Here is a 21,529-nt window from a genome sequence, read left to right on the forward strand (position 1 = left end):
GAATCTGTATACCTGGCAGGCAGAAAAATGAAAAGACCTTTGCGTAGTCAAAAAGAAATATACGATGCAAAAAGTAAAACTGAATAACGGAGTAGAGATGCCCATCCTTGGTTTTGGGGTTTTCCAGGTGACAGACCTGGCAGAGTGTGAAAGAAGCGTGCTGGACGTCATTAACACAGGCTATCGTTTGATTGATACTGCTGCCTCTTATATGAATGAGGAGGCTGTAGGAAATGCGATCAAAGGAAGTGGTGTGCCAAGAGAAGAACTGTTTATCACGACCAAACTTTGGATACAGTCAGACGGTTATGAAGGAACAAAAAAGGCTTTTGAGGCTTCAATAAAAAAATTACAGTTAGATTATCTTGACTTATATCTGATGCATCAACCATACGGCGATGTGTATGGTGAATGGAGAGCCATGCAGGACTTGTACAAAGAAGGAAGGATTAGAGCAATTGGTGTCAGCAACTTTCATCCTGACAGGCTGATTGACTTGATTGTTCACAATGAAATTGTACCGGCAGTCAATCAGATTGAGACACATCCGTTCCACCAGCAAATTGAAACACAGAAGTTCTTACAGGAGAACAATGTTCAAATTGAGTCTTGGGGCCCATTCGCCGAAGGTAAAAACAACATCTTTCACAATGAGTTGTTGCTATCCATCGGTAAGAAATACAACAAATCCATTGCACAGGTCATACTACGCTGGCTTACACAAAGAGGCGTTATCGCCATCCCAAAATCTGTTCGCAAAGAAAGAATGGAGGAGAACTTCAATAGCCTTGATTTTAGCCTAAGTGCTGAAGAAATGGAAGCAATCAAAACATTGGACACAAATGCAAGCCTCTTCTTTGATCACCGCGATCCCAAGATGGTCAAATGGCTGGGAGAAAGAAAACTTGAGGTTTAACTCACTTTAAATATTGAAAATGCAAAAAAAGAAGCTAAGTCAGTTCAGTCCATAAGGTTGAATTGCTTAGGAGTAACAATTTAAAATAAACTAGAATGAAAACACTAGCATTCTTACTAATATCATTAATGCTATCAACAGCAAATATTAATAGTTTAAAAGCACAAACCATGAGTAATCAAGCAACAACAAAAAATGGGATTGGCTTTCAACAAGTAACAACTTCAAATGAAGCATCCCTTCAAAAGGGACATCAACAAAACCCCTGGACTTTGGTATATGAAGGAGCCATTACCAAAAATGAAAAAGGAAAAGTAAACATTCATCCGGTGAAATATAAACTGAATGGGATTGATATCGCTGCCAATGTTTATACACCAGCCAATTATGATGCGTCAAAGAAATTTCCTGCGGTAGTGGTAGCCCACCCTAACGGTGGTATAAAAGAGCAGACAGCTGGATTATATGCACAGCGTTTGGCAGAGTTGGGTTATATAACCATTGCTGCCGACGCAGCATACCAGGGAGCAAGCGGCGGAGAGCCACGTCATACGGATAAACCTGCAAACCGAATTGAAGATATTCATGGTATGGCTGACTTTATTACCCGGTATGTAGGGGTTGATGCAAACCGTTTGGGTGTTTTAGGTATTTGTGGTGGCGGTGGTTATACTTTAAAAGCAGCACAGAGCGATAAACGTTTTAAGGCCGTCGCAACCTTGAGTATGTTTAATTCAGGTGAGGTAAGACGTAATGGCTTTCAGAATTCCCAATTAGCTACAATCCAGGAACGTTTAAAGCAAGCTACGGATGCCCGTGCGAAAGAAGTTGCTGGCGGTGAAGTGACTTATGCAGGTGTGGCGAACCCGACAGATGAGGAAATTGCCAAAATCACAAACGATTTATATCGTGAAGGATACGTGTATTACTACAGAACGCATGCACACCCAAATTCAACTTTTAAATACACCACGAGCAGCCTGCTCGACTTAATGACTTGGGATGCTGCTACGAATATGGATTTAATCAACCAGCCTCTGTTGATGATGGCCGGGAGCAAAGCCGATACAAAATATATGACAGATGAAGCATTTAGCAAAGCAACTAATGCAAAAAACAAGGAGTTATTTCTAATCGAAGGGGCTACTCATATCCAAACATATTGGAGACCTGAATATGTAAATCAGGCAGTAAACAAGATCACAGATTTCTTTGGTAGATATCTGAAATAAAACAGCATTCAAAAAACGAGTGAATGCAAAATAAAATCTGAACCAGTTATTAATTCAATAATTAATTGATCATGCAAAAAAGAATATTAGGAAAAAGCGGATTAGAAGTATCAGCTCTGGGTCTGGGTTGCATGGGCTTGAGTTTTGGTTACGGTAATGAAGTAGACAAACAAGATGCAATTAATCTAATTCGTGCAGCATATGAAAGAGGTATTACTTTCTTTGATACGGCTGAAGCATACGGTCCTTTTACAAACGAAGAATTACTTGGTGAGGCATTACAGCCATTCCGCAACGAAGTAGTGATTGCGACAAAATTTGGTTTCAAAGAAGGTAAACCACAATTAGGTACTGATAGTCGTCCCTCAACCATTAGGGCCGTTGCTGAAGCTGCACTAAAACGATTGAAAACAGATGTAATTGACTTGTTTTATCAGCATCGTGTAGATCCCAATGTTCCGATTGAGGACGTGGCAGGAACGGTAAAGGAATTAATCAAAGAAGGAAAAGTGGCGCACTTTGGTCTGTCGGAAGCCGGTGTACAAACTATTCGTAAAGCTCACGCGGTACAACCAGTAACAGCCCTGCAGAGCGAATACTCACTTTGGTGGCGAGAACCGGAACAGGAAATATTGCCCACACTTGAAGAACTGGGAATTGGCTTTGTTCCGTTCAGTCCACTGGGTAAAGGTTTTCTTACCGGAAAGATTGATGAGCGTACAACATTCGATAAGGCTGACTTCCGTAACATCGTTCCTCGTTTTTCAGAAGAAAACCGGAAAGCTAACCAGGCTTTGGTTGACCTGCTTGAGAGATTGGCAAACGTTATCGATGTTACACCTGCTCAAATTGCCCTTGCATGGTTATTGGCGCAAAAGCCGTGGATCGTTCCGATCCCGGGTACAACCAAGTTGCATCGGTTGGAGGAAAACATTGGATCGACAAATGTAGTACTTGATGATAAGGATATTGAAGCAATTAATGAAGCACTTTCAAAAATTGAAGTACAGGGCACTCGCTATAATGAACAATCGCAGAAAATGATTAACCGATAGTAAACATTAGCAATTTATCGCTCAACTATTATATAACAATTAATCATTCATAACATGGGCAATTCAGTCGAGAAATCAACTACAGGTTTTAATCGCCGAGACCTATTCAAAGCGGGGCTCGTATTGGCCGGTGGAGCCATGTTGCCTGCAGGCTGCAAAACATCTGCGAGTGCAGCTGGCGCAAACACAACCACATCTAAGACGCAAGTAACCACGCGGCGCAAACTCGGCAAACTAGAAGTTTCCAGCGTTGGCATTGGTGTCCAGAATATGAGCCGCAAGTATACAACTGAGGTTCCTTCCCGTCCTGAAATGCACAACATCATCCGTACAGCTTTCGACCGTGGCGTGACCTTTTATGATGCGGCCGAGGCCTACGGGCCTCATGAGGTGGAACGTATACTCGGTGAAGGCGTTGCACCTTTCCGGGACAAAGTAGTGATCTGCTCTAAGTTTGGTTGGAACATAAACCAGGAGACCGGTCAGCGACTACCTGGGCTTAATAGTCGTCCTGACCATGTTAGAAAAGTGGTTGAAGGTATGTTGAAACGTTTGCGTACTGACCGCATTGATCTACTGTATCAACATCGTGTGGATCCGGCTGTTCCCATTGAAGACGTTGCTGGTTTGATGAAAGATCTTATTAGGGAAGGAAAAGTGTTGCATTACGGACTTTCCGAACCAGGGCTGCAAACCGTAAGAAGGGCACATGCCGTTCATCCGGTTACGGCTATTCAAAATGAATATTCGCTCCTGTGGCGTGGACCGGAGGAGGCCGTCATTCCGCTTTGCGAAGAACTCGGTATTGGTTTTGTACCGTGGAGCCCATTGGGCGTAGGCTTTCTAACAGGAGCTATTGATGCCAATACAAGGTTTGCTCCCGGAGATATTCGCGGCATGGAATCACGTTTCTCTCCAGAAAATCTTCCCAATAACCTGGCACTCGTAGAGCTGGTGAAAAAATGGGCTGCACAGAAAAGAGCCACCCCGGCACAAATATCACTAGCATGGCTAATGGCACAAAAACCCTGGGTTGTGCCAATCCCAGGTACAACACAGATGGCGCACATGCTGGAGAACAACGGTGCTGATAGCGTACGGTTTACTGCTGATGAATTAAAGGGCTTCAATACAGAATTATCGAAGATTGAAATTAAAGGATTGCGACTCCCTCAAGCTGTGTTGAATTTTTCCGCAGTTGAAGCACCTGCAAAAAAATAAGAGGCAAAATAGAAAATATCGAAATCAACATTATATAAACAAACAGCTATATGAAAATTGCAATTCCGGCACTTTGCTTTTTGCTCCTATGGGGGCAATGGTCATCTGCACAGCAAACAAAAACCTACACTGCTGCCGAGCAGGAAGTCATCAGTCTTTCCAGGCAAAAATGGATTTGGATGGCGGAGAAGAAAGCCGATACGCTGGCCACTCTCTTTCACGAAAAGTCAGTGTTTGTGCACATGGGCGGAAGCTGGGGAAAAGCGCAGGAAGTCGACGTTATCAGAAGCGGCGGCATTTGGTATAAACAGGCCGATGTTCAGGAAGTATCTGTTCAACTGATTGGCAATACCGCCATCCTGCTAAACAGGATTACTTTATTGGCAGTGGTAGGTGGCAACGAAGTCACTAATCCGTTTATCGTTACGGAAGTGTATGTAAAGGAAGGCGGCAAATGGCTGTTAGGCTCGCTGTCATTTACCAGGCTGATGACGCCTAATAATTCACAGCATTAAAGCAATAAAAAATGTTGAAGATGAAGTGGGTATTGCTATTGGCACTTTTATCAAACTGTACGAAGAAGGAGGCGGATATTTCCATGAGTAACGCAGGCGGAAATATTACAATTGACACACTTCTAACACTTAGTCATCGTGTTGGAGATATTACAACCCATTCAGCCTTTCAGGGTTTTGGAGAACTTTTGTTGCCCTGGGACAATAATTCATCTTACCAAAACACTTCCCTAAGAGACGTGGCGTCGCTGATGCCTTATCACAGCAATGTGCGTCCCGATGTCGTTCTCTCCTCCGTCAACCACATGATAAATGAAGTGGCCAGCGGCAAAACCATTTTCTATAACATCTATTCAGATCAGCAAAAGCAACAGGATCGTTCACTGGAACAAACCGGGCTTTTCTTTTTCAGGGGAAAACCCGGTGCGCCATTTGCCATTGTGTGTCCTGGGGGAGGGTTTAGTTATGTAGGCTCGTTGCACGAAGGCTTTCCGCTGGCGCAGGAGATAAGTAAGAACGGACTAAATGCATTTGTCATCCGGTATCGTATTGGTAGTGAGCAAAGAGCCATCGAAGACCTTGCGGCAGCTATATCCTATATTTTCAGTAATGCGGAAAAGCTGGGTGTAAGCACAAAAGATTATTCCTTATGGGGTGGCTCTGCAGGCGCCAGGATGGTTGGCAACATTGCTTTAAGCGGTATATCTGCTTATGGCGGCAGCAATCTTCCAAAGCCTGCTACAGCGGTTATTGCATATACAGGGCAATCAACGTATTCATCCGGTTTTCCTCCCACCTTTATTTCTGTGGCTGCCAACGATGGTATAGCCAATGTCGCTACGGTAGATAGAAGGGTTGAAAATTTAAAAGCTGCAGGTGTGGAAGTAGAATACCGCCGGTACCAAACCGCTGGTCATGGTTTTGGTACAGGGAAAGGAACAGATGCGGAAGGATGGATGCTGCAATCTCATTTTGGAAGAAGCATATAACGAATTAAAGGCTCATTGTCGTTCACAGGCTTACTTATCCGGTAGCATACGATGAAAATCTTGTTCTTCCTCCCAAACAAATGAAATGCGACCAGAGTCGGGTACGGCTTTAAGCGCCGGCAAAATATTGATCGTGTACCTGTCACGGACAAATAATACGAAGGCAATAGCGGAAATTATTCAAAACAATGTAGGCGGAACTTTGGTAGCACTTTAATTAGATTTACACCAGTATAACCTAAATGGAAAAACAGTAATTCCTTTCAATACAAATGCGGGCTATGCTGTAGGAAGCAGTTTCGAAACGGTAAAGGATTTGTGTCCGGATAGCAAAATACTGGAAGGCTTTACCATGAAAGGTGGAGTGGAAAGAGACGGTGTTTATCTTGCTATTAAAGATGAAAAGAGGAAAGAGGCAGAAACCAAAGTGAAGGCATGGTTGCAAAGGCTCAAACTAATTAATAAAGCTTCATAAGGTGTTTAGTCGGTAGATATTCGTTAACTATTGTTTCAATAATCAACTGAGAAAGCCATAATTCTCTTTTTAATAACGGAAAAAAGTATGAAATCAATTAAAGTATTTATTCTCCTCACGATCATGGCTTCGCAACTCTATTTTGCACCTGATGTAATGGCTCAGGCTGGTTTAAATGACAATCAAGCGTTGGATGCAAGGTATCAGTCTATCGTTACCATTTCATCCTTTACAGCCAAGGGCGAACTGAAAGGCTTGAAGAAGGCACTCAATGATGGACTGGCCGCAGGACTTTCGATCAATGAAATCAAGGAAGTAATTGTTCACCTCTATGCCTATTGCGGCTTTCCCCGAAGCATCAGGGGCTTACAATCGTTTATGTCGGTGTTAGATGAGAGAAAGTCGAAAGGTATTACAGATAAAGTAGGCAGAGAAGCCACGCCTATAAAAGATACTGGGAGCAAATTCGAGAGAGGAAAAAAAGTCTTGGAAGCACTCACTGGGCAACCGCAAATAGAGGCCCGGGCCGGCTACGCAGCCTTTAGCCCCGAAATAGAGGTGTTTCTGAAAGAACACCTTTTTGCTGATATTTTTGAGCGTGACATTTTAAGTTATACAGACAGGGAACTTGCCACTGTATCGGCCCTTGTTAATTTGGGTGGTGTAGAGCCAATGATGCAATCCCACATGGGTATAGCACTGCATCTTGGCATAACGGAGTCCCAGCTCAAGCATCTTCTTTCCCTTATTGAGATGAATGTGGGGAAAAAAGAAGCCGAAGCCGGCAGACAGGTGCTCTCGAATGTAATGAATTCAAGAAGAAAGTAAAACCGAAAAATGAAACAGGTCGAAAAAAAACTATGCTCATTATTGTTTGTTTTGTGCACATTAAGTTTTCATGCAGGTGCACAAAAAGCAGCAGATACGATATTCCCAAAAGGTCAAAAAATTACCAACGATAATTTCTTTGGTACTGCATGGCTTCAACAACTGGTTGTGAGTGACAGTACTAATTTCATACAGGTAGGTAATGTGACCTTTGAACCGGGTGCAAGAACGAAATGGCATTTACATCCTGGCGGACAAATTTTATTGGCTACCGGTGGCGTGGGCTATTACCAGGAAAAAGGCAGCCCGAAAAGGCTTCTCCGCAAAGGCGATGTTGTGAAATGCCCGCCGAATGTTCCGCACTGGCATGGGGCAAGCAGCGATACCGGATTTATTCAAATTGCCATAACGGATGCTGCAAAGGGGGTAACCGTGTGGTTGCAACCTGTAACGGACGAAGAGTATCATGCATCAAGGTAAAATGCCAAAATAATTATGTAGGCTAAAAGAATCTACTTTCATGGTGGCTAAAAGGTGTCTTCGCTGATCCTGATTGTTATTTAGCCTTCGTAGAATTTGAATCAAATTGCTATCATTTGTCCTCTTTGTTTTGTTAATTTATAGAGCAGTTTAGCTCTTCGAAATTCCATCAAAATCAAGCATTTTATTCGGTTCCTAAATGGTTTGGTCGCTTGAAACTTAATACAGTAGCGGCTTTTGTGAGCCTGTTCTGTTTCCTGCAGGGTCACTTGATAATCAGGGCGTTACATTAAAAGTAACTCCTTTTTGGAACTTATAAAAATGGCAAATAAACAACAACTTCATATAATTAAACAAGGTGTAGATGCTTGGAATAAATGGAGAATTGAACATCAGGAAGAAAAGATAGATTTAAGTGAGGCCAATCTTGCTGGAACTTATCTCTATGGAATTAATTTAAGCAATGCTGAATTATCTGGAATCGATCTAATCGGAGCCAATCTCATCGCGGCCGATTTATCTAATTCTAACCTAACAAGAGGTTATCTATCTGAGGCGAACTTCTGTGGCGCAAATTTTAAAGAAGCTAACCTTATTGGCGCCCACTTCAGTGGTTCTGATCTTACTGGAGCTAATCTCACTGGGGCTTATCTTTATGAAACAGATCTATCTGGAACACAACTCCGTCGAGCCAATTTGAGTTCCACACTTTTGCACTGCACAAATCTCCAACTTGCTAACCTGGTAGAGGCAAACGTTGAAAAGGCTGAGTTCATTAATTGTAAAGTTTATGGAATTTCAGTTTGGACTTTAAAAGGAAAACCGCCCTGCTTAACTACCCAAAGGCGCTGTGTATCGGCCTAATAGCTTTTACGGGCATCATGCTTAGTACATGATCATCAGCAAAGCGGATGAATAATGGGTTGCCTATAGATTCCAGGTATGCGTCAAAGTTCATGACCAGGTACACCCCTTTTTTAGTCTTCGTTAAAGCGAATCGGGCATCAGGTGCAAAGCTGTAAAGGTTGGTATAGTACGTGGTGTCAAAGGTGATTTGGTCTAACTGAATCTCAACTTTAGGCTGCACAATGTTATGTGTTTTGGTCTTTTTCTTTCTCATTAAATATCATGCGGTAAAGGTATTAACACTTAATCAAGACAATACCAATAGCTTACAATATTCATCATGGAAAACTACGGCTACACGAAAATGTTAAATATTCATAATCAAGTTTTATGAATTCTTTCTATCCTTGTGAAATAAAAAAGGTACTGTGTTGATTTCCAAAAAAATCTGAACTTTATTATAGACGAAGGAGAGCTTCAGTTGATAGATTTAACGGAAGTTCATCTTGTGCAGGCAGGCTTTTAGGGTCTGCCTGTTGTTTTTCAACGACTGCGTCGTTGAGACGAAGAAGAAACTTAGTCTCCTGATTTCCGGATGTTTTATTGGCCTTGTTTTCATCATACACAGTATCTTCTCTCCAAAGTGTATATAGCAGAATCAGCAATTTTCTTTGCACAGCCGTAACCCCCACCATCTTAGAGGCTTTGCTTTGATTGATCCTCTGATACATCCCCTGGAAGTTCTTGTTATGTCTTGCAGCCACCAGTGCCGGGAAATACAAGGCTGCTCTGATTCGGCTGTTACCTTTCTTAGAAATCCTTGTTTTTCCTTTAGTGCTGCTGCCGGATTCTCTTTGCACCACATCATAACCGGCATAACTGGCGAGTTGCTTTACATTAGTGATCAACTTAAAGCCTTGGGTCTCTGCCACAACAATAGCTATGGTCATCAAGCCCACTCCTTTAATGGTGAGCAGCTTATCTACTTTTTGTTGTAAGCCCTGATCTGAAGCGATTAAGGTGGTGATTTCGGCTTTAGTTTTGTCAATTTCCCGGTCCAGTTTTCTAATCATCTCTTTTGTGGATCTGACAATGAATGGCAAGGGCTCATGCCCTGCTTCCATGCTGTGCAGTCTGTTTACAAAAGCTGTTTTCTGGCTTTTTATGTCTGTATAAAGCCTAGTCAAAGCCCTTAAGTTTCTGAAAACTTCTGCCGGCGGTGTCCACTCTTCCAAAGCTCTTTCAGCTCCCATTTGAGCGATAAGGCGGGCATCGATGATGTCTGTTTTGGATTTAATATTCAAGCTCTTTGCATAGTGTTTCACTTTGTTAGGTAGTACTACACAAACTGGCTGACCTAACTCATGTAGATGATAGGCAAGCGGCTCATAATAAATGCCTGTTGCTTCCATTACAAAAACTGCTTGTGGGGCCACAACGGCATGTTTGCGAACCCATTTAAGCAGTTGGTTAAAACCGTGCCTGGAGTGCTCAAATTCGCTAACCGGTGAACAGGTGGTTTGCCCAGTGTTAAACTGCTGGCAAATGCAGGCAGTAAAGGTGCTTTTGGCAATGTCAATACCAATGCACTGACGAAAAATTGTTTGCATTTCTCTGTGAAGGGGTTAAGGTGAACAAATGACCTTTTTTCTCCTTCGTCTTGCCTTTTATTGATTACACTTGCTTATCGGTTGATAGCCTTAAGTACTGTTCAGACTCTGAAGAAAATAAAAGAAAATGGAGATTCCTTTTTTACGGTATAGTTGCAAGCAACTTACCTAGCCCCACATCTCTCATTTTCTCTTTAGCTAATCCGTTAAGTCTAACTTCAACAGAGTAGCAAATAAGGTCTGATACAAAAGTAAAAGCCCCACAAGAAGGCAGGGCCGCAATCAAAACTAACTGCTATGTTCAGTCAGAAACTTAACAGTAATGCGCACTAATGAGAACAGCTAGCAGCGGAGCACCATCCGGTATAAGATACTGAACAGTAGCCGTACCCTTTACAGGATGGAAGTATTTGACGATTCAATAAAATTATACATATTAAAAATGAAGCAAATATTGAGTAAGGCACTAGAAGTTGTGTGGAAAATATTGTACTTACTTTGTGCTTGGTAGTTAGATGACAAATTCTTTATTCCTGCCTCTCATAAACAGGAGCTCTAACTACTTCTCAATTGAGTTCCTTGCTAATAAGTATTGATTTTTTTTATTTTGTATATCACTTCAAATTCTAACCCAATTTACACTTCGATTTTCAATTAGAAAACAATACAGGATTACTTGGAAGTATTATAAGGATGTTGTAAATTAATTGTATTAATTACTATTGATGCATTAATTTAAAAGAGACGATTTCAAAGATTGCAGGCTGAATAAGGGCTAAAGGCAATTTATTATCGTTATAGTTGGATGTTTTTTAAAGGCATGTTGCCTGGTGATTTTGTTCAGATCCATCTTAAAAGTATAGTATTATTATCAAAATTGTATTTTTTTAAATTTATTGCTTGTTGATCTTCTTTAGAACTCACCTAGTAAACCATTTATAAACATAACCAATGACAATGCAACAATTTGATCTCCTGGATAAACCAAAGCAACACAAGTATTTATTAAAAAATGGTATTTTCCTGGAAAGCCAGGAAAAGGATGAAAGCTTTATCGTTCTTTTTAAATTGGATCATTGTTATGCAGTAGTACACTTTGATGTTTGTTGTACTAAAATTATTCACAGCAAGACTTTTGAAAACAAAGAGAAGCTCTACTCATATATCGCACAAGATAAGATACCTGTTTTATCTTAGGATCATTTCAAATGAATTACATTGGGTAGTTATCTTTTGATCATCGCTTCAGGCAATAGGAATATTGTCGAATTAGTGTTATATTAGGTTTAGTGATGTTTATGAAGTTTTAATCTTGTACCAATTTTAGTAACCCATATGAAATATCAAGATGATCCTTCCTTGCAATGGCTAAAAAGAGAGCGCATGATAGGATTTTGGTTGAGCCTGATAAGTATAGTCATTATTATACTTATGACTTACCTCATCTTTAGAACATAATGAGTGCTTTTATATCAACACAATATCTCTGCTAACTCCCTCGTCGCCTTCTGCTTCACTCTGTTACCGCTCCATCTTGCACTTGCTTGAATCTTACTGTAAAATAGACTTGCGTGCCCTCAGCCTCCCGACGTCGGCTGTACCAGGTAAAAAGGTCTCTCTCAGGCAGGGTCGGCAAGCAGTCGTGCCAAACCCTTGCAGCCAAGGATGTACTTTAAGCGTAGAAATACCTGTGTAAGAGTGATTTGCTGGAAAATTTAGTTTCCGCTTACTTGTTTTATTACACGCAGTGAATAAATTATTTATATTTGTTTGTGTTGAGAAGGACAGTGAATTCACTTATTGATATTGAGTTTTACATGTAGGAATAAGTCAAATATAAAAGTTAATGAACCTCTTAAACCAGATATATGTTGACGGCAAAGGGTTTGCTGAGTTGACAGATGACATGGATAAGAGGGTCGTTTTAGAATCAGCCAGGATGTTGCAAGATTATGAAGATGAACTGGAGCAGTATCCCGAGGGTAGAATCAAAATAAGCAAGTTTGGAAGTATTGAAATTACAGGCTTTCCAAAGGAGTTAACAAAAGTTATTAGGAGCGTGCTGCTGGAATAGTCTAAATACGTCCAATTTTAAGGCTATTGAGACCAAATGCTTGCATCGTGGTAAAGTAATTAAAAACAATGGCATTTTTATGCAGTCCTTAGCCCTTCCAGGAAATAAAAGCACGGTGCATGAATGTAATAGATCGCAAAGTCTTTTAACCATTGAATTTCCTCTTCCGAAGCCTTTTTCTCATAGCAACGGAGAAAGATGCTTTCAATAGATTTTCCCTCAATCCGAAATGCTTTAGGGTGCACGGGAAAGCCATTAGGATAAATCGGCTCCCCGGTAAAAGTAGGATAAGATCACAAAACGGACTTTCGTATATTTTTTAGATCATATTAGTTGTTTTTGTCCTGCCTCCTGCATAATTTAGACGCCCTTGGAAATCACCACGCACATAAAAACCTTTAAGCTTTCCCAGCTGACGGGAAGCATAGAACGAATGTTCTCCCAACATTTCAGGGAAAAACTCTTTTGGGTGATTGCTGATGTTACTGACCACACCTTTCAGAAAAACTCCGGTCGACGGTATTTCGCCCTGGTCGAAAAAAAGCAGAACTCCAGCGATATAGTGGCCAAGGTCCAGGCAGTTGTCTGGGAATCTTTTGCTCAAAAGATTGATGATTTTGAAAAAGCTACAGGCCAGAAATTTCAAAGTGGTCTGCAGGTCCTTGTCAAAGTCTCTGTAAACTACCATTCCAATTACGGCATCAAACTCAATGTCGTTGATATCAGTTCAGAATTTACCATTGGTAATCTGGCACGCCAGCGAGAAGAAACCTTAAAGCAGCTGCTCCGTGATTGCCCCTCCTTTATCCGGAAGATGGGGGAGACCTACCACACTTTCAATAAAGGACTCGCTTACAAACCAGTGATCCAAAGAATAGCCCTGGTCACTTCCGCTACAGCAGCCGGGTACGAAGATTTTAAGAATACCATAGAGCATAACTCTTTTGGCTATCGGTTCTGCATCGATAAATACTATACACTCGTTCAGGGAGATGTCAACGCAGCTGCCCTTTGTAGCAGGCTCCATGATATTTGTGCCTCAAAAGTTAGTTATGATGCCGTCATTATCATCAGAGGAGGTGGTAGCCAAACAGATTTCCTGATTTTTGACAATTATGAATTGTGCAGGACCATTGCCAGCTTTCCATTCCCCATCATTACAGGTATTGGCCACCACCGCAATGAATCCATAGCCGACTTAATGGCCCATACCGTTGCCAAAACGCCTACGGAAGCTGCAGAATTTATCATAGCTCATAACCAGGCATTCGAAAAAGCATTATTGGATTTAAGGAACAAAATAGCATCAAAGTCGAAAACTATTGTCGCAGGTAAGATGCTCCAGCAATCCCACCTCCAATCCCTCATTGTCAACAAATCCAGGGATATCATTGCCAGGCACAAAGAGGAGCAAACAAATATCAACCAGGCCATCACCAGCGCTGCACAAAAGATGTTGTATGATAAAAGATCAGAGCTGCAAGCAACCATGAGCAGCGTTATAGCCAATCAAAAACTGGTTATTATCCATAAAAGTAACGAGATTGCTGCCCTTGTAAGCAAAGTAAAACTGAGTTCAAAAACCTTTCACTTCAAACACCAGGATTTATCTCAATTAGGTACTTCCATATTCAACAATGCCAGGAATTTAATCAATCACAGTAAAGCTGAAAGCCTGAATAACTATCAGACGATTACCAATAGCGCCCGATCGATACTTTACAAAGAGAAATTGCACCTTTCCATGGTATCACAGCAAATCTCTATTCAGAGCAAACAAATCGTAAAAGATCATCAAAAGGAATTAAGCAATCTCAGTACAAGTATTAAAACCAATTCAGAAAAGTACTTAGCTGGTCAAAACAAGTCTTTAGATACATTTGTATCCATTTTACGAGTCATGAGCCCTGCGAATATTTTGAGGAAAGGTTTTGCCATTGTTTTCCATGATGGCAAAATCATCACTAATGGCGAGTCGATTCCGGATGGCTCCCAAATTAAGATCAGATTTACCGATACTGTAGTAGAAAGCGTTACAAAAAACAAAACCAAACCCAATGACAGAGACTATATCATATGAAGCAGCATACAACGAACTAAAGCAAATAGCTGCAGAAATAGAAAACGAATCCGTATCAGTTGACGTACTTGCCGATAAAGTAAGCAGGGCCTCCTTTTTGATCAACATCTGCCAGGAAAAATTAAAGTCAACCGAAACCCAGGTAAACAGCATCATCAGCCAAATGGATGGGGGGCAGCTAAAATAACCATTATTCTATTTTTTTCAGAACTTCTACAATATGCATGTTCTTGGTGCCCCCTTCATAAGATAGTTTATCTCCCTCCACTTTATAAGTAAATACAACTGGTTCCTTGAGTAAATCTTTATCGGTTGATTGTTCAAAGGTTTCAATGTATTGATTGCCATTAGTTATAGCTTTCCCCTGGCCTGTAATTTCAAGGCTGTCAGTTTTCCTGTTATAAATAGTAAAGATGAGTCTACCTGATGTTATCGTCTTTGTCAAATTATGAGTTGAACTATTCATTTTAAAGGACCAATCAGGCCCCGTAATAGTTGTTGAAATCATTCGCTATGTTCCTTGTATGTCTTTATTTGTTTGAGCTATTATTTTATTTGTCAGCATAGAGGAACATAGTAATGACAAAATGATGGTAATTGTTTTCATGATGCTCGTTTTATTTTAGGTAAAAGCCTAATGAAAAAAGTTGTCTTTATCATATAATTGCAATGTTTTGAATGTAAAGGCTATGATCTTGCCAGATGAAAGTAAACAAGGGAAGGAGTGATCAGCTTTGGAATGGGGTAGGGGGTAAGAACAAATAATATAATAAATATAATAAATTTCATGACTTTAAAATGATCGCAATGCTTAACCGGCTGAGATAATCACTTCCCTGGGTAGAGGTGTATATAGCAATCTAAAACCTGCAACAAACGAATACCTGGTGAAATCAGAAGATTAGTACTTGCGATTATCAATACCCGAATTTATCTTGTTGGCTTGATTAGGACATTTATAAATATGCCCGTTGTTTACCAACGGGCTATTTCTTTATAGGTGAGAGCCATCCAAATCACAGTTCCCTACCTGTTGAAATAATCTCTCCGCCTCAATGCCTGTACAAAAGGCTTATCCCCAGGCCACTTCTTCGCCTTCCTTTTCTTTTTAAAGGATTCCAGGTGATTCCTTACAGCAGTACTAGTCTTTGAGATCATCTGTACCTCCACATCAATCAGATCCCTTCTATAGGATTCCTCAGCCCTCACCCGCATGATATGCTGCACCGCATCGATATTATAATTCTCGATCTGCCCTGCTGAACGAAGGGGCTATCGGCCGTAAAATAGTGTTAAGTCTATCATTTTTCAGGCATTTTCATTCCCACCTGCACCATGCTTGTTAAGGGTGATTGCACAAAATGGTGTTCGGTAATTTTTCCTTCATCATTAAAACGAAATATATCCACATCCTTTATTTTATAGGACTTATCTGTAGCTTTCTGGCCCATAAAATCGTTTTTCCAGGTTCCGCTCCAGTCACCCCAAACCATTACCAAATCACCATCGGCAACTGATTTTAGATTTTCACCTTTCACATCCGGAAAAGCATTTAGCCATGATGAAACTGATGCTTTAATGCTGTCTATGCCTTTAATAGCATCCATACTTCCATCTCCATAATCAACAGCGTCAGGAGTCACATTTTTTAGAGCCATATCGATATTGTGTGCATTGATGCCATCGACACTTTCAAGCGCGATCTTTTTGTTTCTCTCTTCTTTGTTTTCGCCGGCTGTGTCCATTTTTTCATTGGAAGCAGTTGTTTGTGGATTATTACAGGCTGCAAAAAATAAGCAGGCAACAGGGATAAGAAGGAATATCCTTTTCATATTTTTAGATTTTTGGATTAAAAAAATATAAAGAAGCTGTCAGGTTTTTTCTGATGATGAGATCCTCTCTGATGCCTTCATCGGCCTAGCGAATTTTATTTTAGATCAACCACATACAATGGCCTTTCTAAGCAGTTGGATTTCCTTAATACGAAGGGGTGCAGGATTTTGTTCAATACTTTTTTCCTCCAGGAGGGAACAATTGCGGCTTTGCCGTATAAAGGTAACAATAAAATTGACTTCCAGTCTACTAGTCCAAATACATACCAAGGATGAAGAAGGGAAGTTCATTGAAGGACCTCGTATATTGAAAGAAACACTATAATAAAGGCAATAGATAACACAGACTCACACGTAACTTGGGTTTAAGTAGTTCGGTTTGCTTCGCTCTTGCTTGCAAGCTTAGAAACGGGCGATAGGGACGCGTCCACGACATCTCAAGCTACGTGTAGCCTTGTCCTTTAACGACTTTTTATTTGGACATTATTCATCATTCATCCTTCCACATTCGTCATTCAAATCATTTTCCTTTTATCTCAGGCTAATTCTTATTTCCCTCGGCATTGCAGAGAATTATATCTCTACCCATTGGTTTGTAAAAAGATATAAAGAACTGACCCTCTAAAGATATTGCTGGTTTTATGTTGTGAGTTCAAGCCAAGCTAATCATCATCTTCATTATCCTGCCAGTCCATGTAAGATTGATACCATTCCCATGAATCATCTAAAATCCTGGCTGCTATTTCAGGAAGCTTTGCGTAATCTGTTTCTATTGTATTAAGGAACTGGACCAACAAGGTCCAATTCTCCACTTCCCCTTGCAAATTGATAAAGGAGTAGAACTTGTAATAACTATCTTCCGCTTGCTTTAGATGCCCTTCTAAACATTCAATGATAGAAACAGGATTTTCTGTATGTACAATAACAGCATTGCTGTCATCATTCATTGGATTATCTGCAAGTAAAAATTTGTCCATGAATATACTGGTTGATCAGTAAGTTACATAATTAATGTTGACTATACTATTTCATGTGCCAACGGATCTATGCCGATGCGTTACACCTGATCAAGCCACTTATCATGTTATAGATATGGAGGCTTATTCATTAGCCTTAGTTGCTATGAAGGAACAAATTCCATTTTTATGTTTGAAATATATTTCAGACGGTGCTGTTAGTTATTCAAATATCCTGGCAAAGTGATTTCCCAAATGGTTGCGCATAGCATTGCGGAACAGTTCCGGTGAGCCATTCTCAATAATGTCCACCAGCCCTTTATGTGACACAAACCTTTTTGTATTTGCCGGCTTTTTCAGCAATCCACTGTGGTGCACATAATCAAAAATTGGTAACAGCAATTTCTGGAACTTCTTCAGTGTATTATTTCCTGTTATTTCGTATAGCTTACCATGGAAAGCAATTTCATGTTCGATATTGAACAAATAATGCTCCGTTTCATGGGGCTCGTTGCTTACTATTTTTTTCAATTCATCAATATCTTCTTTCTTCACCCGGTGAAAGATGAAATCCGCCATGCCTATTTCCAGGACCAGGCGCAATTCAAACATATCTTTTAAAGTTTCCTGGTCAAGGATATAAGGGTTCATGCTTTTATCAATGATGCCAAAGAGGTCCGGACTTGTAATCACAGCACCCTTCTTCTTTTTGGATTCAATAAGTCCCATGACCCGCAGGCGCAGCAGTGCTTCCCGGATCACAGTACGGCTAACACCCAGGGTTTCTGCCAGTTCAATTTCTTTAGGAATAGCATCCCCCACCTTCAGTTTTCTTTGCTGCAGTAAACCTACCAGATTGGCTTCCACTCTGTCCACCAAAGAACTGGTGTCTATAGATTTCATCTCTTCTTTAACAGATGCCTCTATCATAGAAATTAATTATGTAATACTTAATAATATATAAAGATAGGGTTTTAAGCAAGATGTTATCATTAATTTAAAAATATTTAGAGAAAAAAGAAAATTATTTGGTGAATTAAACTTTTTACTTACCTTCATTATGTCATACATAATACCTAAAGTAAACCATTATGAAGAGAGCAATTGCTTGTCAGCGACTGCTATTACTATTAGCAGGATTCTTTGTATGGATCACCATCCATGCACAAACAAAACAGGTTACGGGAAAGGTAACCAGCGAAGATGGCTCGCCGCTGGCGGGCATCAGTATTACAGTAAAAGGAAAGCCTTCCGGCACCCAAACTGCAGCAGACGGTACCTACTCCATTTTGGCTGATGCCAATGATGTACTCGTATTCAGTTCCGTAGGTCATGAGCCTGCAGAAGTATCGATAGGTGCCTCCAACATTCGTAATGTTTCCCTGAAAACGTCGGATAAAAAAATGGATGAGGTAGTTGTGGTGGGCTATGGCAAGCAAAGTCGCCGCACGCTCACAGGTGCTGTATCCAGTGTGGATCAGCGGGTGTTGGAATCTGCACCTCGCACCAATGCTGCGACAGCCTTGCAGGGAACCGTATCGGGTTTGAGAGTACAGCAAACATCCGGGGCCCCCGGTGCTACACCCAATATCGTTTTCCGAGGTGGAACTGATTTTGGAGGTGGTGGTTCCCCTCTGTTTATCGTAGATGGTATCATCGTTCCCTCTTTATATGGGATCAATGCAGAAGATATTGAATCTATGGACCTTTTAAAAGATGCCGCTTCAACAGCCATATACGGTGCCCGTGCTTCCAATGGAGTTGTGCTGGTAACGACGCGCAAAGGCAAGAAAGGCAAAACACAGGTTAATTATAACTATAAATACGCTCAAAACTATGTGCGCCGCAATCCAGTGGAGTACCTTAGTGCAGCAGACTATATTAAGTGGAACCGGCGTGGCTTAGCCAGTCGCTATGAAGCTGCCATTGCCAGTGGGTCCACTGCTGATGCCAACAATGCCAAAGGTCAGATAACGGGTTCCTGGGGTTGGGCGCCGGCTGCAGCCTGGACGGCTAAAGACGGCAAATACAGCACTCAGTTGGTAACGGATGCCAACAGGAATTTACTGAATGATCCGCAATGGAATTTACTGGTGGATCCTAATCCGTTCAATTCCAGTCAGGTGGACAGCATCCTGTTCCGTTCCATTTCTCAACGGGAACTGGAAGATCTGATCCTTCAGGAAAGCAGTCTGCAGGAACATTACCTGAATGTATCAGGGGCAAATGAACAGGGCAATTTTGCTTTAGGTTTAGGGACCATTAAAGATGTGGGTATGGTCGTAGGATCTTCTTTAAAAAGGTTCAACCTGAATTTTAATGGTGGGCTGAATGTAGGCAAGGCTTTGAAATTGGGCCTGAATGTGAATGCGTATAACGATAAATCAGTGCCCTCTTATCTTACTGCAGATAATAGCGGTGGTTTGACCGGCGGATTGATCCAAAGGTTTGGCGGTATCGCACCCACTGTGCGCCTAACGCATGATTCCTCCGGCGCTATTTTGCCTGGTGTAGACGCCAGCACATTGGGAAATCCACTTTACTTTAAGGATAAATTCCTGAACAACACACTGGAGCAGCGTTTTGCCGGTGGAGTAAACCTTGAGTACACCATACTGCCTTATTTGAAAGTGTTGGCCTCCGGTTCTGGTTTTATACGCTACAACAACAATGAAACCTTCAACAAGGAATATCAGAATGGTACCGGTGGCGCCATCATTAATACGCGCAGGGCTTCTTTCGCCATTAACCGTTATTATCAATACAACTATAATGCTTTCCTCCAGTTTGACAAGAATTATAACCGTCACAATATAACAGCCATGGCTGGTGGTGAATATTTCGAACGCAAGAATAACTATTTCAGAGCAGCTGCTACAGGCCAGGGAACTGACGTAATTCCTTACCTGACCGGGGCTACACTTTCAGAAGGTGTACCTCAATCTGGTTATGATCTCTGGCACCGGATGACTTCCGCTATAGGCCGTGTGAATTACGGTTATGGAAACCGTTACCTGCTTACAGTTAACCTGCGCTACGATGGCACTTCCAAACTAAAGGACAACCGTTACGGCTTCTTCCCCGGTATTTCAGCCGGCTGGAATATGCACAATGAAGACTTCTTTAATAAAATACCGGGCAGCCAGGTGATCTCTACTTTCAAGCCAAGGATCAGCTGGGGTAAGAATGGGAATATCAATGATGATATCCTTGGTGATTTTGCCACCAACCTGGTGTATAACAACCTTGGCATTTACAATGGCTACACTGGTTATGGCGCCACAAGCCTCATCAATACCGCACTGGTTTGGGAAAGCGCTACATCCACCAATTTCGGTTTAGACCTTGGTTTGTTCAACAACAGGCTTACCATTATCACTGACTATTTTATACGCAATGTTTATGATAAATTGGCCAGCCTGAGCATTCCAAGGTGGACTGGTTATTCAGGCTTTACCACCAACCTGTCACAGTTACAGAACAGGGGGATAGAAATGGATCTGAAGGCCAACATATTAAGGCCAACAACACCAGACGGTCTGCGTCTTGACCTGGGTGCCAACCTGTTTCATGTGAAGAACTTCGCTAAAACGCTCCCTGACAACGGACTGGAAAAGAACAGGCAGGGCGCTATCCAGATTTATGATGAGAAATCCGGCCAATTGGTTTGGGTAGGCGGCTTGCAGGAAGGCGAAAGAGTGGGTCTGGATGAAATTTATGCGCCTATGTATGATGGCATCTACCGTACACAAGCTGAATTGGATAAAGATGCCAATGTATATAATACATTTCTGCCTTATACCAACAAGCGTGTAAGACTCATGGGTGATGCCCGCTGGCTGGACCGCGACGGCAACGATACCATCAACAGCTTTGATTATGTATATGTTGGACGCACGACTCCAACACTGCAGGGCGGTTTTAATACATTCTTTGGCTGGAAAGGACTGAGCCTGTTTGCGCAAATGGATTATTCCTTAGGCTTCAAGATAGCGAACCAATCATGGTTAAGAGGTATGAGCCAGGTGCAGGGTTCACAAAATGGTCCGGTTGATATCAAAGACACCTGGACCCCGGAAAACCCGGATGCCAAATATCCCCGGTACTATTGGGCTAATTATGGCAGGAACTTTTTTACAGATGCAGGCGGTGGCACTACCGCACCTGCCAACTACTGGCAAAAAGGCGACTATCTGGCTTTAAGAGAAGTAACACTTAGTTACGATTTTTCACGTGCTTTCTTAAAGAAGAAATTAAACAACAAAGTGCAGTCGTTCCGCCTCTATGTTTCAGGTTCCAACCTGATTTACTTCACCGGATATGATGGCACCTTGCCGGAACAGGGCGGTAATGATGTAGGCCGATTCCCCTTACCACGCCGCGTAACCTTTGGTGCTAACATTACTTTATAAACAGATTA

General features: G+C 41.5%; 22 protein-coding genes and 1 pseudogene. 16 read left to right on the top strand and 7 right to left on the bottom strand.

The genetic code is table 11. The features are described from left to right. Nucleotides 1–64: 64 nt before the first annotated feature. From OCK74_RS15025 to OCK74_RS15075, 11 genes and pseudogenes are all read left to right on the top strand, one after another. Nucleotides 65–916 (top strand): aldo/keto reductase, encoded by an 852-nt coding sequence (locus OCK74_RS15025; RefSeq protein ID WP_279297873.1) that lies wholly within the window; start codon nt 65–67, stop codon nt 914–916. A gap of 170 nt (nt 917–1,086) precedes the next feature. Further along, a complete protein-coding gene (locus OCK74_RS15030; protein WP_279297874.1) occupies nt 1,087–2,148 on the top strand; it encodes an alpha/beta hydrolase in 1,062 nt (353 codons plus the stop codon). A 71-nt stretch (nt 2,149–2,219) separates the two neighbouring features. Next, nucleotides 2,220–3,203 carry an aldo/keto reductase gene (locus tag OCK74_RS15035; RefSeq protein ID WP_279297875.1) on the top strand — a complete coding sequence of 328 codons (984 nt, stop codon included), beginning with the start codon at nt 2,220–2,222 and terminating at the stop codon, nt 3,201–3,203. A 54-nt stretch (nt 3,204–3,257) separates the two neighbouring features. Then, a complete protein-coding gene (locus OCK74_RS15040) occupies nt 3,258–4,424 on the top strand; it encodes an aldo/keto reductase (protein ID WP_279297876.1) in 1,167 nt (388 codons plus the stop codon). Nucleotides 4,425–4,474: 50 nt separating this feature from the next. Then, nucleotides 4,475–4,939 (top strand): nuclear transport factor 2 family protein, encoded by a 465-nt coding sequence (locus tag OCK74_RS15045; RefSeq protein ID WP_279297877.1) that lies wholly within the window; start codon nt 4,475–4,477, stop codon nt 4,937–4,939. A gap of 20 nt (nt 4,940–4,959) precedes the next feature. Beyond that, entirely contained in the window at nt 4,960–5,928 is a 969-nt protein-coding gene (locus OCK74_RS15050; protein ID WP_279297878.1) for an alpha/beta hydrolase, read from the top strand. Between the two features lie 85 nt (nt 5,929–6,013). Further along, entirely contained in the window at nt 6,014–6,145 is a 132-nt protein-coding gene (locus OCK74_RS15055) for a hypothetical protein (RefSeq protein ID WP_279297879.1), read from the top strand. 18 nt (nt 6,146–6,163) lie between these two features. Then, nucleotides 6,164–6,403: pseudogene (locus OCK74_RS15060) on the top strand (flavodoxin); the annotation flags it as partial. An 87-nt stretch (nt 6,404–6,490) separates the two neighbouring features. Further along, nucleotides 6,491–7,231, top strand: a complete 741-nt coding sequence (locus OCK74_RS15065) for a carboxymuconolactone decarboxylase family protein (RefSeq protein WP_279297881.1) — start codon at nt 6,491–6,493, stop codon at nt 7,229–7,231. Between the two features lie 9 nt (nt 7,232–7,240). Beyond that, nucleotides 7,241–7,711: a cupin domain-containing protein gene (locus tag OCK74_RS15070; RefSeq protein ID WP_279297882.1), complete on the top strand. Its 471-nt coding sequence runs from the start codon at nt 7,241–7,243 to the stop codon at nt 7,709–7,711. 306 nt (nt 7,712–8,017) lie between these two features. Then, entirely contained in the window at nt 8,018–8,575 is a 558-nt protein-coding gene (locus tag OCK74_RS15075; protein ID WP_279297883.1) for a pentapeptide repeat-containing protein, read from the top strand. Here the strand turns inward: OCK74_RS15075 and OCK74_RS15080 are convergent. Together OCK74_RS15080 and OCK74_RS15085 are read right to left on the bottom strand one after the other, a co-directional pair. Then, a complete protein-coding gene (locus OCK74_RS15080) occupies nt 8,547–8,831 on the bottom strand; it encodes a hypothetical protein (RefSeq protein WP_279297884.1) in 285 nt (94 codons plus the stop codon). The two genes, OCK74_RS15075 and OCK74_RS15080, sit on opposite strands and share 29 nt — an antisense overlap. A gap of 184 nt (nt 8,832–9,015) precedes the next feature. After that, complete coding sequence (locus OCK74_RS15085; protein ID WP_279297885.1) at nt 9,016–10,167, bottom strand: IS110 family RNA-guided transposase; 1,152 nt, start codon at nt 10,165–10,167, stop codon at nt 9,016–9,018. Between the two features lie 957 nt (nt 10,168–11,124). Here OCK74_RS15085 and OCK74_RS15090 point away from each other — a divergent pair. The 4 genes from OCK74_RS15090 to xseB all read left to right on the top strand — a co-directional run bounded on the left by OCK74_RS15090 (nt 11,125) and on the right by xseB (nt 14,508). Beyond that, nucleotides 11,125–11,364: a hypothetical protein gene (locus OCK74_RS15090; protein ID WP_279297886.1), complete on the top strand. Its 240-nt coding sequence runs from the start codon at nt 11,125–11,127 to the stop codon at nt 11,362–11,364. 649 nt (nt 11,365–12,013) lie between these two features. Next, a complete protein-coding gene (locus OCK74_RS15095) occupies nt 12,014–12,241 on the top strand; it encodes a hypothetical protein (protein WP_279297887.1) in 228 nt (75 codons plus the stop codon). Between the two features lie 370 nt (nt 12,242–12,611). Continuing rightward, on the top strand, nt 12,612–14,321 hold the full coding sequence (gene xseA, locus OCK74_RS15100) for an exodeoxyribonuclease VII large subunit (protein ID WP_279297888.1): 1,710 nt from the start codon (nt 12,612–12,614) through the stop codon (nt 14,319–14,321). After that, nucleotides 14,299–14,508, top strand: a complete 210-nt coding sequence (xseB, locus tag OCK74_RS15105; RefSeq protein ID WP_279297889.1) for an exodeoxyribonuclease VII small subunit — start codon at nt 14,299–14,301, stop codon at nt 14,506–14,508. The genes xseA and xseB overlap by 23 nt, the downstream gene beginning before the upstream one ends. Before the next feature lie 3 nt (nt 14,509–14,511). On the opposite strand, the gene OCK74_RS15110 is transcribed toward xseB, so the two are convergent. The 5 genes from OCK74_RS15110 to OCK74_RS15130 all read right to left on the bottom strand — a co-directional run bounded on the left by OCK74_RS15110 (nt 14,512) and on the right by OCK74_RS15130 (nt 18,039). Then, nucleotides 14,512–14,766: a hypothetical protein gene (locus OCK74_RS15110; protein ID WP_279297890.1), complete on the bottom strand. Its 255-nt coding sequence runs from the start codon at nt 14,764–14,766 to the stop codon at nt 14,512–14,514. Nucleotides 14,767–15,347: 581 nt separating this feature from the next. Further along, nucleotides 15,348–15,548 (bottom strand): hypothetical protein, encoded by a 201-nt coding sequence (locus OCK74_RS15115; protein ID WP_279297891.1) that lies wholly within the window; start codon nt 15,546–15,548, stop codon nt 15,348–15,350. Between the two features lie 74 nt (nt 15,549–15,622). After that, complete coding sequence (locus OCK74_RS15120; RefSeq protein WP_279297892.1) at nt 15,623–16,153, bottom strand: ester cyclase; 531 nt, start codon at nt 16,151–16,153, stop codon at nt 15,623–15,625. Nucleotides 16,154–16,815: 662 nt separating this feature from the next. Next, nucleotides 16,816–17,130 (bottom strand): hypothetical protein, encoded by a 315-nt coding sequence (locus tag OCK74_RS15125; protein WP_279297893.1) that lies wholly within the window; start codon nt 17,128–17,130, stop codon nt 16,816–16,818. Between the two features lie 201 nt (nt 17,131–17,331). Beyond that, nucleotides 17,332–18,039 (bottom strand): FadR/GntR family transcriptional regulator, encoded by a 708-nt coding sequence (locus tag OCK74_RS15130; RefSeq protein ID WP_279297894.1) that lies wholly within the window; start codon nt 18,037–18,039, stop codon nt 17,332–17,334. 161 nt (nt 18,040–18,200) lie between these two features. Between OCK74_RS15130 and OCK74_RS15135 the strand changes: the two genes are divergently transcribed. Next, the gene (locus OCK74_RS15135; protein WP_279297895.1) at nt 18,201–21,521 is read left to right on the top strand and encodes a SusC/RagA family TonB-linked outer membrane protein; all 3,321 of its coding nucleotides are present in this window, start codon (nt 18,201–18,203) and stop codon (nt 21,519–21,521) included. Nucleotides 21,522–21,529 lie beyond the last annotated feature (8 nt).

The sequence above is a fragment of the Paraflavisolibacter caeni genome (genome assembly GCF_025628885.1).
Classification (GTDB): Bacteria; Bacteroidota; Bacteroidia; order Chitinophagales; family Chitinophagaceae; genus Flavisolibacter; species Flavisolibacter caeni.

What these genes read in the sequence shown, in the direction of transcription:
- OCK74_RS15025 (WP_279297873.1), top strand. Translation starts at nt 65, where the DNA reads ATGCAAAAAGTAAAACTGAATAACGGAGTAGAGATGCCCATCCTTGGT.
- OCK74_RS15030 (WP_279297874.1), top strand. Translation starts at nt 1,087, where the DNA reads ATGAGTAATCAAGCAACAACAAAAAATGGGATTGGCTTTCAACAAGTA.
- OCK74_RS15035 (WP_279297875.1), top strand. Translation starts at nt 2,220, where the DNA reads ATGCAAAAAAGAATATTAGGAAAAAGCGGATTAGAAGTATCAGCTCTG.
- OCK74_RS15040 (WP_279297876.1), top strand. Translation starts at nt 3,258, where the DNA reads ATGGGCAATTCAGTCGAGAAATCAACTACAGGTTTTAATCGCCGAGAC.
- OCK74_RS15045 (WP_279297877.1), top strand. Translation starts at nt 4,475, where the DNA reads ATGAAAATTGCAATTCCGGCACTTTGCTTTTTGCTCCTATGGGGGCAA.
- OCK74_RS15050 (WP_279297878.1), top strand. Translation starts at nt 4,960, where the DNA reads ATGAAGTGGGTATTGCTATTGGCACTTTTATCAAACTGTACGAAGAAG.
- OCK74_RS15055 (WP_279297879.1), top strand. Translation starts at nt 6,014, where the DNA reads ATGCGACCAGAGTCGGGTACGGCTTTAAGCGCCGGCAAAATATTGATC.
- OCK74_RS15065 (WP_279297881.1), top strand. Translation starts at nt 6,491, where the DNA reads ATGAAATCAATTAAAGTATTTATTCTCCTCACGATCATGGCTTCGCAA.
- OCK74_RS15070 (WP_279297882.1), top strand. Translation starts at nt 7,241, where the DNA reads ATGAAACAGGTCGAAAAAAAACTATGCTCATTATTGTTTGTTTTGTGC.
- OCK74_RS15080 (WP_279297884.1), bottom strand. Translation starts at nt 8,831, where the DNA reads ATGAGAAAGAAAAAGACCAAAACACATAACATTGTGCAGCCTAAAGTT.
- OCK74_RS15085 (WP_279297885.1), bottom strand. Translation starts at nt 10,167, where the DNA reads ATGCAAACAATTTTTCGTCAGTGCATTGGTATTGACATTGCCAAAAGC.
- OCK74_RS15090 (WP_279297886.1), top strand. Translation starts at nt 11,125, where the DNA reads ATGCAACAATTTGATCTCCTGGATAAACCAAAGCAACACAAGTATTTA.
- OCK74_RS15095 (WP_279297887.1), top strand. Translation starts at nt 12,014, where the DNA reads ATGAACCTCTTAAACCAGATATATGTTGACGGCAAAGGGTTTGCTGAG.
- xseB (WP_279297889.1), top strand. Translation starts at nt 14,299, where the DNA reads ATGACAGAGACTATATCATATGAAGCAGCATACAACGAACTAAAGCAA.
- OCK74_RS15120 (WP_279297892.1), bottom strand. Translation starts at nt 16,153, where the DNA reads ATGAAAAGGATATTCCTTCTTATCCCTGTTGCCTGCTTATTTTTTGCA.
- OCK74_RS15125 (WP_279297893.1), bottom strand. Translation starts at nt 17,130, where the DNA reads ATGGACAAATTTTTACTTGCAGATAATCCAATGAATGATGACAGCAAT.
- OCK74_RS15130 (WP_279297894.1), bottom strand. Translation starts at nt 18,039, where the DNA reads ATGATAGAGGCATCTGTTAAAGAAGAGATGAAATCTATAGACACCAGT.
- OCK74_RS15135 (WP_279297895.1), top strand. Translation starts at nt 18,201, where the DNA reads ATGAAGAGAGCAATTGCTTGTCAGCGACTGCTATTACTATTAGCAGGA.